The sequence below is a fragment of the Streptomyces sp. NPDC047117 genome (assembly GCF_040643545.1).
In the GTDB taxonomy this organism is placed as follows: Bacteria; Actinomycetota; Actinomycetes; order Streptomycetales; family Streptomycetaceae; genus Streptomyces.
Window position 1 is genome coordinate 522,530 of record NZ_JBEYUN010000002.1, and the last position, 12,536, is coordinate 535,065.

The following is a 12,536-nucleotide window of genomic DNA, read 5'->3' on the forward strand; positions in this document are numbered from 1 at the left end:
TTGAGCGCCGGACGGTACGCGACAGGGCCCCGTTCCCTCGGGAACGGGGCCCTGTCTCAGGATGTGTCGCCGCCGCGGGCGGCGGTCGCCGCTGCCGCTACAGCGTGCCCAGCTTCACCAGGGCCAGCAGCGCGACCAGCTGGATCGCGGAGGCGCCGAGCGCCTTCGGCCAGGTCAGGTCGTGCGACCGGCGGATCATCGTGGTGAAGAGGTAGGCGGCGGCGAGCCAGGTCAGCCAGCCGATGACCTGCACGAACGTGCTGTCGCCGCCCAGGAACATCGCGAAGAGCAGACGCGGCGCGTCCGTGATCGACATGATCAGCATGGACAGGCCGATGGTCGGCTGCCAGGCGCCGTCGCCGCCGAGCTGCCGCGCGAGGGTGTGCGTCACGGCACCCAGGATCAGCCCGCCGATCACGAACATCACGCCGGTGATCAGCACCCACGGGATGCTCTGGGAGAGCGTGGCGTTGAGCACGTCCTCGCGGGCGGTGTCGAAGCCGAAGACCGCCAGCAGGCCGTAGATGAAGGTCACGATGAGGGCCGGGACCCACACCGCGTAGTCGCGCATCTGCCAGAAGGTCGCGTCGGGCCGGCGGACGATGCCGGTCAGCAGCTCCTTCCACGGCAGGCGCGGACCGGCCGGCGGCGTCGCCGTCTGCCCGGCCTGGTAGGTGTGGCCGCCGCTGTACTGGCCGTCGCCGTACGCGTCGTTGCCGTACTGGTCGCCGTACGCGTCCGGTGCCTCACCCACGCTGAACTGCTGAGTGTGGCCCGGCGCGTCCGGGCGCGGGGCGCTGCCGTAGGGCGACTGCTGCGGGGCGTGCCCCGGGTCGCCGAAGTACTCGGGCTCGCCGTGCGGCCCGGTGCCCTGGCCGCCGCTGTGCGCGCCGTGCTGCTGCCACTGTCCCTGAGCGGGGGGCGGCGCCTGCCGGCCGTACGGTGCCTGCTGCTGACCGTACGGCGCCTGGCCGTACGGGGCAGGCTGACCGTAAGGAGCCTGCTGACCGTACGGGGCCTGGCCCTGCTGCCCCTGCTGCGCGGTGCCGGAGTTCCGCCCGCGACCCATCCTGAATCCAGCCACGGTTCGAACGTACCTGGTCCCGACGGCCCGCAGGCGGGAGAGAGCGGACAGGACGGGCATTGCTGCCGACCTGTGACATCCCCTAGGGGCTCCCCGGCGGGGCAGGGGCGCGGGCTCAACCCGTCACGAAGGAACCGAACTGCGGCTGTCCCGTGGTCGGCACACCCACCGCACTCGGAGCCACCGACCGGGCACCCGCGGTACCGATACGGGACCCGTCGGACAGCAGCGAGACGACCGATCCATTGCCGTCGTTCTCATAACTGGCGCCGACCGTCAGATCGGCCTTACTGTCCCCGTCGATGTCGGAGAGGAAGACTTCGCCGCCGAAGAAGTCCGTCTTCTCAGAGGCGCCAGGAACGCCCGGGGTGTCCTGGTGGAAGTACTGGACGCCGTGTGCGGTGTCGATGCCGGACGGGGAGCCGCGCAGCACGGTGACGGCACCGGTGTCGGCGACGCCGTCGATGTCCTCGCCGCCCGCGCCGATCGCCAGGTCCTGCCTGCCGTCGCCGTCGATGTCACCGAGCGACACCTCGTACCCGAAGACGTCACCGCGCTCCGAGTTGCCGGGCACCGCGCCGGTCTCCTGGGTGATGGTGTCCATCCGGCTGGTGGGACCGCTCGCCGAGCCGTAGATGACGTTGACCTTGCCGCCCTTCGTGCTGCCGGGTACGGAGTCGTCCCAGTGCACGCCGGTGACCAGGTCGCCGTAGCCGTCACCGTCCGTGTCCCCGATGGCGGTGATGATGCCGGCGGGCAGCTTGCGCATGCCGGAGGTGGACGGGCCGCTGCCCGACCCGGGCAGGTAGTAGTTGGCGTCGTAGTGGTTGTCGCCCTGCGGGGTTTCCTGGAAGCCGTTGACGACCAGGTCCGTACGCCCGTCCCCGTTGACCAGGCCCGCGGTGAGGGTGCGGATCCCGGCATCGGACCGGCCGAGGATCGGGAGCTTCACCGCCGCTTTGGCGGCCGGGACGCCGGCCGTGCTGAACCCGCCCTTGAGCACACGGAGCGTCGCGGACGTGGTGCCGACAGCCAGGTCGCTCTTCTTGTCCCCGTCGAAGTCGCCCGCGGCCAGTGCGTTGCCGAAGCGGTCGTGCTTGGTCGGGGCCGGGTCGGGGACCGTGGCCGTGCGCGTGATGCCGCCGGCCGCGCCCCACAGGATCTGCACGGTGCCGCCGTCGGCGTCGCCCGAGACGTCCTCGTACGGGGCGCTGACGGCGAGGTCCGCGTAACCGTCGGAGTTGAAGTCACCGGCGGAGGTGGCCAGGCCGAACATGTCACCGGTCTCCGCGGCGCCCTGGACGCCCGTGGTGTCCTGGGTGAAGGTGGCGTGCCGGCCGGCGGAGACGCCGGTGGCCGAGCCGTACAGGATCGTGACCGCGCCGGCGTCCTTGTGGCCCGCGACGGTGGCTCCGGGCGCGGAGACGGCGAGATCGCGGTAGCCGTCGCCGTTGAAGTCGCCCTGCAGGCCGCTGCCGGCGGCGGCCGCGGGGCCGGCGGTGAGGGTGAGCAGACCGCCGGCCAGGGCCGCGGCGGTCGCGGCGGCCAGAGCCGTACGAAGGTGCTTGGGCACGCTGTTCTCCTGCTGCATGCGGGACGCAGCCGCGTCCCGTCCGGATGAGGGCCGTCCGCCGTCGTACGTCACCGGCCATTTCCCGGGAGTTCGACGGCAGTTGGTGATCACAAGACCCGCGAGGGGGCGCGAGGGTTGCACGCCGATTACGCGGCGCCGGGGCCGTGCGGGCCGCGGCGCCCTGCTCACTCCGTGAAGGCGGCCGTGCTGAAGGTCACCGTCGGGTCGGTCGCGAAGCCGGTGGCCGTGCCCCGGTGGACGGTGAGGGTGTCGCGGGTGCCGTGGACGGTGCGGAGGACCAGGTCGGCACGGCCGTCGTCGTCGAAGTCGGCCAGCCGGACCACTGCCGGGCGGGCGTCGGCGGGCATGCCGGGGGGCTTCGGTACGGGCTGCTTGCGGTCCGGGCGGAGGCCGGTGGCAGAGCCCGGGAGGAACACGGGGCGGGTCGTGCCGCCCGAGACGACCAGGTCCGTGCGGCCGTCGCCCGTCACGTCCCCGGCGGCGACCGACTCTCCCGCCACCGCCACGGACGCGCTGCGCGGGGCGCCCGTGCCGATGCCGTAGCGCACGGCGAGCCGGTCGCCCGTGGCGACCACCGCGTCGACCGGGGCGCCGCCGTCGAATCGGCCGAACGCCGTCCCGAACCCCGCCGGCAGCGCGGCGCCCGCCGTGTCCGGCCCCTGTGCGCCGCCCAGGGCCAGCCGGCCCTTCGCGTTGCGGCCCGCGGCTCCCGACCGTACGAGCAGGTCGTCGGCGCCGTCCCGGTCCACGTCGACGGGGGCCGGAAGTCCGGCGAGCACCGTGCCGGGGATGTCCAGCGGCGCGCCGGCCCCCTTGGGCGCGCCCTGCCGCGTGAACGGGCCGCGCAGGAAGCTCGCCCGCGGCCCGGACGCGGTGACGGCCAGGTCCTGCGCGCCGTCGCCGTCGAAGTCGCCGCAGACGGGCTGGTCGGGCCACTCGTTGCCGAACCGGGCCCGGTCCGGGATGCGCAGCTTCACGGCGCGCGCGGTCAGTCCGGCCGGGGAGCCGAACAGGATCTGTACGGGGACCGGCGGCCGGCCCTGGCCGTCGTACGGCGGGTCCGTGCTGACCACCAGGTCGGTGAAGCCGTCGCCGTCCAGGTCGCAGGCGGCCTCGGCGTCGAAGACGGCCGGCGCCACGCCCTTCGTGGCGGCGGCGTGCCGGGCCGGGGTGAGGAGCCGGCGTACCGCGGGGTCGAGGCCGTGCTCCGAGCCGTAGACGATGCCGATGCCGGGATCGTCGTCGTGGCTGTCGTCGGGGTTGAGCAGGGTGTCCAGCACCAGGTCGGGGTGGCCGTCGCCGTTGAAGTCGTCGGCGGTTTCGCTGCCCTTGCCGTGCGGGACGGGCCGGAGCGGCGGGCCGGAAGCGGTGTGCCGGGCGCCCGGCCGGCTGTCGGCGCCGCCCGCCGACAGCAGGCCGCAGCCCGCCGCCAGCAGTGCGCAGCACAGCCCGGCTCCCGCCGCCCGTGCCGCTCGTGACCCTCGGTACCGCACTTCGCCCCCCAGCGCCCCACCCGTATCCGGCGCCTCATGGTCGCACGGACATACGTCGTGCGGCCGTACGTTCATCCGGTTTTGGACACCGGCGCGCGGCGGGCCGGGCGAACGGCGACGGCCGGCCCCGCGGGATGCGGGACCGGCCGTCGAAGGGACGCGCAGCGTGGTTACTTGACCGGCTCGGGCTCCGGCTCGTCGGCGGTCTCGGCCTCGCCGGCCGGGTCGGCCGGGGTCTTCACGGAGTCCAGCAGGAGCTGGGCCACGTCGACGACCTGGATGTTCTCGTTGGCCTTGCCGTCGTTCTTCTTGCCGTTGACCGAGTCGGTGAGCATGACCAGGCAGAACGGGCAGGCGGTGGAGACGATGTCCGGGTTGAGGGACAGTGCCTCGTCCACGCGCTCGTTGTTGATGCGCTTGCCGATGCGCTCTTCCATCCACATCCGGGCGCCGCCGGCGCCGCAGCAGAAGCCGCGCTCCTTGTGGCGGTGCATCTCCTCGTTCCGCAGGCCCGGCACCTTGGCGATGATCTCGCGCGGGGGCGTGTAGACCTTGTTGTGGCGGCCCAGGTAGCAGGGGTCGTGGTAGGTGATCAGACCCTCGACCGGGGTGACGGGGGTGAGACGGCCCTCGTCGATGAGGTGCTGCAGCAGCTGGGTGTGGTGGATGACCTCGTACTCGCCGCCCAGCTGCGGGTACTCGTTCGCGATCGTGTTGAAGCAGTGCGGGCAGGTCGCGACGATCTTCTTCTTGGACTTCGGCTTCTTGGTCTCCGGGTCCTCGTCGTCCTCGCCGAAGGCGGCGTTCAGCGTGGCGACGTTCTCCGCGCCCAGCTGCTGGAAGAGGAACTCGTTGCCCAGGCGGCGCGGGGAGTCACCGGTGCACTTCTCGTCGCCGCCCATGATGGCGAAGTTGACGCCCGCGATGTGCAGCAGCTCGGCGAAGGCCTTGGTGGTCTTCTTGGCGCGGTCCTCCAGGGCGCCGGCGCAGCCGACCCAGTACAGGTAGTCGACCTCGGTGAGGTCCTCGACGTCCTTGCCGACGACCGGGACCTCGAAGTCGACCTCCTTGGTCCAGGCGAGGCGCTGCTTCTTGGCCAGACCCCAGGGGTTGCCCTTCTTCTCCAGGTTCTTCAGCATCGTGCCCGCCTCCGAGGGGAAGCTGGACTCGATCATGACCTGGTAGCGGCGCATGTCGACGATGTGGTCGATGTGCTCGATGTCCACCGGGCACTGCTCGACGCAGGCGCCGCAGGTGGTGCAGGACCACAGGACGTCCGGGTCGATGACGCCGTTCTCTTCGAGGGTGCCGATCAGCGGGCGCTCGGCCTCGGCCAGCGCGGCCGCGGGCACGTCCTTCAGCTGCTCCTCGGTGGCCTGCTCGTTGCCCTCCATGTCCTTGCCGCCGCCGGCGAGCAGGTACGGGGCCTTGGCGTGGCTGTGGTCGCGCAGCGCCATGATGAGCAGCTTCGGGGAGAGCGGCTTGCCGGTGTTCCACGCGGGGCACTGCGACTGGCAGCGGCCGCACTCGGTGCAGGTGGAGAAGTCCAGCAGGCCCTTCCAGGAGAAGTGCTCGATCTGGGAGACGCCGAACTGGTCGTCCTCGCCCGGGTCCTCGAAGTCGATCTCCTTGCCCTCGGAGGTCATCGGCTGCAGCGCGCCGAGCGCGACGTCGCCGTCGGACTCGCGCTTGAACCAGATGTTGGGGAAGGCCAGGAAGCGGTGCCAGGCGACACCCATGTCGGTCTTCAGGGCGACCGTGATCATCCAGATGAAGGAGGTCGCGATCTTCAGGCCCGCGAAGAAGTAGGTGAGGTTCTGGAGCGTCGAGACGTCCATACCCTCCAGCCACGAGACGACCGGGTACGAGATGAAGAACGAGGCCTCGTAGCCGTCCACGTGGTGCTGGGCGCCCTCCAGCGCGTGCAGCATGAAGATGCAGACGCCGACGATGAGGATGACGGCCTCGACGAAGTACGCCTGGCCGAAGTTGGAGCCGGCGAAGCGGGACTTGCGGCCCGCGCCGCCCGGCCGGTTCAGCTGCCGGATGCCGATCAGGACCAGGATGCCGAGGACCGTCATCGTGCCGATGAACTCGACGAAGACGTTGTACGGCGCCCACTCACCGATGACGGGCAGCAGCCAGTCGGCCTTGAAGAGCTGGCCGATGGCGTTGACGATCGTCAGCAGCAGCGAGAAGAAGCCCACCGCCACGAACCAGTGCGCCGCGCCGACGATGCCCCACTTGTTCATGCGGGTGTGGCCGAGGAACTCCTTGACCACCGTGACGGTGCGTTGCGTCGGGTCGTTGGTCCGGAGGCCGGCGGGTACGGACTGGCCCAGCCGCATGAAGCGGAAGAGCTGCACGATTGCGCGGCCGAACAGTGCGACGCCGACCGCGATTAGGACCAGCGACACGATGATCGCGGCGAGTTGCATGGGGGCTCCTCGGGCCTGCGTGAGCGGGGAATCCAGAAGGTCTCTGTGAGGGACGGGGTGGGCAACTACTAAGCAGTAACTTAGTCAATCCGTGCTGAGGGTACCCACTATTCATGCCGTCCTGTAGCAGCTGCGGCGGTGATCTGTGTCGCTGAGGGTGACCTAAGGGTGCCGTAAGCGTCGCTGTCGGGGCGCGAGCGCGACACGCCGGAGATGCGCCGGACGTCCGTGCGCGGGAGGGTGGGGGTGCTGGCGCCGCGCCCGCCGCCGGACGAGAGCCCTCTCTTCTTTCTCATCGACACCTCGCTGACCTGCGTGAATGCCGCCGTGCGCAGATATCCGGCAGAAGACTTGAGTGCGTACGACTCAGGTCCTTTGACAGCGCCGGATCTCTGGTGCACCCTTGAGCCAGTTCCACTCAATGTCAGCTGGAGGAATCGAAATGGCACGTGCGGTCGGCATCGACCTGGGCACGACGAACTCCGTCGTCAGTGTTCTCGAAGGCGGTGAGCCCACCGTCATCACCAACGCCGAGGGCGCCAGGACCACGCCGTCCGTCGTCGCTTTCGCCAAGAACGGTGAGGTGCTCGTCGGCGAGGTCGCCAAGCGTCAGGCGGTCACGAACGTCGACAGGACCATCCGGTCGGTCAAGCGCCACATGGGCACCGACTGGAAGGTGGACATCGACGACAAGAGCTTCAACCCGCAGCAGATCTCGGCGTTCATCCTTCAGAAGCTGAAGCGCGACGCGGAGTCCTACCTCGGCGAGAAGGTCGCGGACGCGGTCATCACCGTCCCGGCGTACTTCAACGACTCCGAGCGCCAGGCCACCAAGGAGGCCGGCGAGATCGCGGGCCTGAACGTCCTGCGCATCGTCAACGAGCCCACCTCCGCGGCGCTGGCGTACGGCCTGGAGAAGGACGACCAGACCATCCTGGTCTTCGACCTCGGTGGCGGTACCTTCGACGTCTCGCTGCTGGAGATCGGCGACGGTGTCGTCGAGGTGAAGGCCACCAACGGTGACAACCAGCTCGGTGGTGACGACTGGGACCAGCGCGTCGTCGACTACCTGGTCAAGCAGTTCCAGAACGGCCACGGCGTCGACCTGTCCAAGGACAAGATGGCGCTGCAGCGCCTGCGCGAGGCCGCTGAGAAGGCGAAGATCGAGCTGTCCTCCTCCACGGAGACGACGATCAACCTGCCGTACATCACCGCCTCGGCCGAGGGCCCGCTGCACCTGGACGAGAAGCTCACGCGCTCGCAGTTCCAGCAGCTCACCAGCGACCTGCTCGACCGCTGCAAGACCCCGTTCCACAACGTCATCAAGGACGCCGGCATCCAGCTGTCCGAGATCGACCACGTGGTCCTGGTCGGCGGTTCGACCCGTATGCCGGCCGTCGCCGAGCTCGTCAAGGAGCTGACCGGCGGCAAGGACGCCAACAAGGGCGTCAACCCGGACGAGGTCGTCGCCATCGGCGCGTCCCTCCAGGCCGGTGTCCTCAAGGGTGAGGTCAAGGACGTCCTCCTGCTGGACGTCACCCCGCTGTCCCTTGGTATCGAGACCAAGGGCGGCATCATGACCAAGCTCATCGAGCGGAACACGACGATCCCGACCAAGCGTTCGGAGATCTTCACCACCGCCGAGGACAACCAGCCCTCCGTGCAGATCCAGGTCTACCAGGGCGAGCGCGAGATCGCGGCGTACAACAAGAAGCTCGGCATGTTCGAGCTGACCGGTCTGCCGCCGGCCCCGCGTGGCGTCCCGCAGATCGAGGTCTCCTTCGACATCGACGCCAACGGCATCATGCACGTGACCGCGAAGGACCTGGGCACGGGCAAGGAGCAGAAGATGACCGTCACCGGCGGCTCCTCGCTGCCGAAGGACGAGGTCGACCGCATGCGCGAGGAGGCCGAGCGCTACGCGGACGAGGACCACAAGCGCCGCGAGGCCGCCGAGACCCGCAACCAGGGCGAGCAGCTCGTCTACCAGACGGAGAAGTTCCTCAAGGACAACGAGGAGAAGGTCCCCGCCGAGGTGAAGACCGAGGTCGAGACCGCCGTCGGCGAGCTGAAGGAGAAGCTCAAGGGCGAGGACACGGCCGAGATCCGTACCGCGACGGAGAAGGTCGCGGCCGTCTCGCAGAAGCTGGGCCAGGCCATGTACGCCGACGCCCAGGGCGCGCAGGCCGCGGGCGGTGCCGACGCCGGTGCCGAGGGCGAGCAGCCCAAGGCCGACGACGACGTCGTCGACGCCGAGATCGTGGACGACGAGAAGCCCAAGAAGGACGGTGCCGCGTGACGGAGGAGACCCCGGGCTTTGACGAGAAGCCTGACGTCCCCTCTGACGCCGCAGCCCCTGACGATGCGGCGCAGGGCGCCGGGTCCGCCGACAAGGCGGGCCCGGCCCCGGCCGGGGACGCGAACCAGGACGCCGGTCTGGTGGCCCAGCTGGACCAGGTGCGCACCGCGCTCAACGAGCGCACCGCGGACCTCCAGCGACTCCAGGCCGAGTACCAGAACTACCGCCGGCGGGTCGAGCGGGACCGGGTGACGGTCAAGGAGATCGCCGCGGCGAACCTCCTGTCCGAGCTCCTTCCGGTGCTGGACGACATCGGCCGGGCCCGCGAGCACGGCGAGCTGGTCGGCGGCTTCAAGTCGGTCGGCGAGTCGGTGGAGACGGTCGTCGCCAAGCTCGGTCTGCAGCAGTTCGGCAAGGAGGGCGAGCCCTTCGACCCGACGATCCACGAGGCGCTGATGCACTCGTACGCACCGGACGTCACGGAGACGACGTGCGTCGCGATCCTGCAGCCGGGGTATCGGATCGGCGAGCGAACGATTCGCCCCGCGCGGGTCGCCGTCGCCGAGCCGCAGCCGGGAGCCCAGCCCGCCAAGTCCGATGAGACGTCGGACGAGGAGAGCGGTGGCCCGGACGAGGGCTGACGTGAGAAGCAGGACAGTACGGGAGGAGGGACGTCGGGGATGAGCACCAAGGACTTCGTCGAGAAGGACTACTACAAGGTCCTCGGCGTCCCGAAGGACGCCACCGACGCCGAGATCAAGAAGGCGTACCGCAAGCTGGCCCGGGAGAACCACCCCGACGCCAACAAGGGCGACCCCAAGGCCGAGGAGCGCTTCAAGGAGGTCTCCGAGGCGAACGACGTCCTGGGCGACCCCAAGCGCCGCAAGGAGTACGACGAGGCGCGGGCGCTGTTCGGCAACGGCGGCTTCCGGGCCGGCCCCGGCGGCGCCGGCGGCGGCAGCTTCAACTTCGACCTGGGTGACCTCTTCGGGGGTGCCCAGGGCGGCGCCGGCGGTGCCGGTGCCGGCGGTTTCGGCGGCGGCCTCGGGGACGTCTTCGGCGGCCTGTTCAACAGGGGCGGCGGCGCGGGTACGCGTACGCAGCCCCGGCGCGGCCAGGACGTCGAGTCCGAGGTGACGCTCAGCTTCACCGAGGCGGTGGACGGGGCCACGGTCCCGCTGCGGATGTCCAGCCAGGCCCCCTGCAAGGCCTGTTCCGGCACGGGTGACAAGAACGGCACCCCGCGGGTCTGCCCGACCTGCGTGGGCACCGGCCAGGTCAGCCGGGGCGCGGGCGGGGGCTTCTCGCTCACCGACCCGTGCGCCGACTGCAAGGGCCGCGGCCTGATCGCGGAGCACCCCTGCGACGTGTGCAAGGGCAGCGGCCGCGCGACCAGCGCGCGCACGATGCAGGTGCGCATCCCCGCGGGCGTCTCCGACGGCCAGCGGATCCGGCTGCGCGGCAAGGGCGCTCCGGGCGAGCGCGGCGGGCCCAACGGTGACCTGTACGTCGTCGTGCACGTCGACGCGCACCCGGTGTTCGGCCGCAAGGGCGACAACCTCACCGTCACCGTGCCGGTCACCTTCCCGGAGGCCACGCTCGGCGGCGAGGTGAAGGTGCCGACCCTGGGCGGTCCGCCGGTCACGCTGAAGATACCGGCCGGGACACCTAACGGCCGGACGATGCGTGCACGCGGGAAGGGTGCGGCGCGCAAGGACGGCACACGGGGCGACCTCCTGGTCACCATCGAGGTGGTCGTGCCCAAGGACCTCAGCGACAAGGCGAAGGACGCTTTGGAGTCCTATCGCGAGGCGACCGCGGGTGAGGACCCACGGTCGGAGCTCTTCCAGGCCGCGAAGGGAGCTTGATGATGGACAGCCGGGGCGGGCGTCGGAGTCGTAATCCATATGAACTGACCGATGAGTCGCCGGTGTACGTCATCTCCGTCGCGGCTCAGCTCTCCGGCCTGCACCCGCAGACCCTGCGCCAGTACGACCGGCTCGGTCTGGTCTCCCCGGACCGTACGGCCGGGCGCGGCCGGCGGTATTCGGCGCGTGACATCGAGCTGCTCCGCCAGGTGCAGCAGCTGTCGCAGAACGAGGGCATCAACCTCGCGGGCATCAAGCGCATCATCGAACTGGAGAACCAGGTCACGGCGCTGCAGCAGCGCGTCGCCGAGCTGCAGAGCGCCGTGGAGGGTGCCGCCGCGGCGATCCAGCAGCGGGAGGCGGCGGTGCACGCCAGCTACCGCCGGGACCTGGTGCCGTACCAGGACGTGCAGCAGACCAGCGCGCTGGTCGTGTGGCGGCCGAAGCGGACGTCCGAGTAGCCGCTGTACGACGAGCGGTCGGCCGGGTCAGCAGCCGTTGTACCCGGCCGTCGGCATCGACAGCCGCCGGTGCACCCGGGACTTCATCTCCGTGGTGTAGACCGGCTCGGTGCCGTCGGCGGTCTCCACGCGGATGCCGGCAGCGGCGCAGCGGGCGGTGAACTCGTCGGCGGAGTCGACGGCGTTCTCCAGGGCGCGGCGGTTCGGTACGACGAAGACGTCGACCAGGCCCGCCTCCACGTCCTGCCACAGGGCGCAGTGGTCGACGCGCAGGTGGTGCAGGCTCAGCCGGCAGGTGAGGCGGTAGTCGTGGTCCTCGGCCCAGCGGGCGCACATCTCGTGCTGGCTGCGGTCGTCCACCAGGAACGGATCGTCGTCCAGCTCGGCGAGCGGCATCAAGCACGCGATCGCCGTCACTCGCACCGCATTCATCCTGCCCCCCGGGACCCGGCGACTGTGGGAGTGACGATACCGCTGTGAGCGGAGCGCGGCTGCGGCGCTGTGCCGGGCGGTGAGGCGTAGCCGCAGGCGTGGCAGATCTTCCATCCGTCCTGGTTGACGGCCAGTTGGCCGCCGCAGCGCGGGCACGATTCGGCGCGGGCGCTGCGGTCCGGAGTGGGGGAGGCTTTCCCGTGTGTCGTGCTGGTGCGCTTTGCTGACCTCATCTGGCCTCCAGCTGACGTATTCGGCCCGTAATGGATCGAATAGCGCGCGGGCCTGGTCACATATTCACTAGCAGGCCCAACTGAAGATTCGGAAGAACGCGATCCGATATCGGCCACGCACGGCCGGCGTACGGGCCCGGAACCTCAGCCCCGCCCCAGCATCTTCGTCACGCGGATCTCGATGACCACGCGCTCGGGGTTGGGCCGCGGCTGCCGCTCGTACCGCACGGCGTACCGGACCTCCGCGTCCCGCACGCTCGCCTCGTCCGTACGGACCGTGGCCAGGCCCTCCAGAGTCGCCCAGCGCCGCCCCTGCATCTGGCACACCGCGGCGCGCGCACCGCCGTCGCCCGCCGCCAGGACGTTGCGGACCTTGGTGCCGCCCTTGCTCGTGATCACGCGGGCCACCCCCTGCTCGTGGTCGTACGTCACGCCCACCGGCACGACGTGCGGTGTCCCGTCCGGCCGCATGGTGGTCAGGGTGCACACATGCCGCTCGCGCCAGAAGGCGAGGTACTCGGGGTCGGGATTCCGCAGGTCTTGAGCCATGCCCGCACTTTACGGGGGTGTGCGGCGCGGTCCGGCGACCCCGTCGCCCGGCACGAGTGGAGTGCGCCGCCGACGGGAACCCGGG

The 12,536-nt window shown here is 70.5% G+C and carries 10 protein-coding genes; 4 read left to right on the top strand and 6 right to left on the bottom strand.

The genetic code is table 11. The features are described from left to right. Positions 1–97: 97 nt before the first annotated feature. The 4 genes from ABZ840_RS05435 to ABZ840_RS05450 form a co-directional block, all read right to left on the bottom strand. The gene (locus tag ABZ840_RS05435; protein WP_361553939.1) at positions 98–1,069 is read right to left on the bottom strand and encodes a YIP1 family protein; all 972 of its coding nucleotides are present in this window, start codon (positions 1,067–1,069) and stop codon (positions 98–100) included. 130 nt (positions 1,070–1,199) lie between these two features. After that, positions 1,200–2,657 (bottom strand): FG-GAP-like repeat-containing protein, encoded by a 1,458-nt coding sequence (locus tag ABZ840_RS05440; protein ID WP_361553631.1) that lies wholly within the window; start codon positions 2,655–2,657, stop codon positions 1,200–1,202. 185 nt (positions 2,658–2,842) lie between these two features. Beyond that, the gene (locus tag ABZ840_RS05445) at positions 2,843–4,171 is read right to left on the bottom strand and encodes a VCBS repeat-containing protein (RefSeq protein ID WP_361553634.1); all 1,329 of its coding nucleotides are present in this window, start codon (positions 4,169–4,171) and stop codon (positions 2,843–2,845) included. 170 nt (positions 4,172–4,341) lie between these two features. Then, positions 4,342–6,609, bottom strand: coding sequence for a (Fe-S)-binding protein (locus tag ABZ840_RS05450; RefSeq protein ID WP_361553637.1), 2,268 nt, complete (start codon positions 6,607–6,609; stop codon positions 4,342–4,344). A gap of 442 nt (positions 6,610–7,051) precedes the next feature. On the opposite strand from ABZ840_RS05450, the gene dnaK reads away from it, so the two are divergent. The 4 genes from dnaK to ABZ840_RS05470 are packed head-to-tail and all read left to right on the top strand — an operon-like array spanning position 7,052 to position 11,237. Further along, positions 7,052–8,908, top strand: a complete 1,857-nt coding sequence (gene dnaK / locus ABZ840_RS05455) for a molecular chaperone DnaK (protein WP_361553640.1) — start codon at positions 7,052–7,054, stop codon at positions 8,906–8,908. After that, on the top strand, positions 8,905–9,549 hold the full coding sequence (gene grpE, locus ABZ840_RS05460) for a nucleotide exchange factor GrpE (RefSeq protein ID WP_361553643.1): 645 nt from the start codon (positions 8,905–8,907) through the stop codon (positions 9,547–9,549). Before dnaK ends, grpE begins: the two co-directional genes overlap by 4 nt. 39 nt (positions 9,550–9,588) lie before the next feature. Continuing rightward, entirely contained in the window at positions 9,589–10,776 is a 1,188-nt protein-coding gene (gene dnaJ / locus ABZ840_RS05465; protein ID WP_361553646.1) for a molecular chaperone DnaJ, read from the top strand. Positions 10,777–10,778: 2 nt separating this feature from the next. Continuing rightward, a complete protein-coding gene (locus ABZ840_RS05470) occupies positions 10,779–11,237 on the top strand; it encodes a helix-turn-helix domain-containing protein (protein WP_361553942.1) in 459 nt (152 codons plus the stop codon). Between the two features lie 27 nt (positions 11,238–11,264). On the opposite strand, the gene ABZ840_RS05475 is transcribed toward ABZ840_RS05470, so the two are convergent. After that, positions 11,265–11,669 carry a hypothetical protein gene (locus tag ABZ840_RS05475; RefSeq protein ID WP_361553650.1) on the bottom strand — a complete coding sequence of 135 codons (405 nt, stop codon included), beginning with the start codon at positions 11,667–11,669 and terminating at the stop codon, positions 11,265–11,267. 377 nt (positions 11,670–12,046) lie between these two features. Then, on the bottom strand, positions 12,047–12,451 hold the full coding sequence (locus ABZ840_RS05480) for a TIGR03618 family F420-dependent PPOX class oxidoreductase (RefSeq protein WP_361553653.1): 405 nt from the start codon (positions 12,449–12,451) through the stop codon (positions 12,047–12,049). Positions 12,452–12,536: the final 85 nt, after the last annotated feature.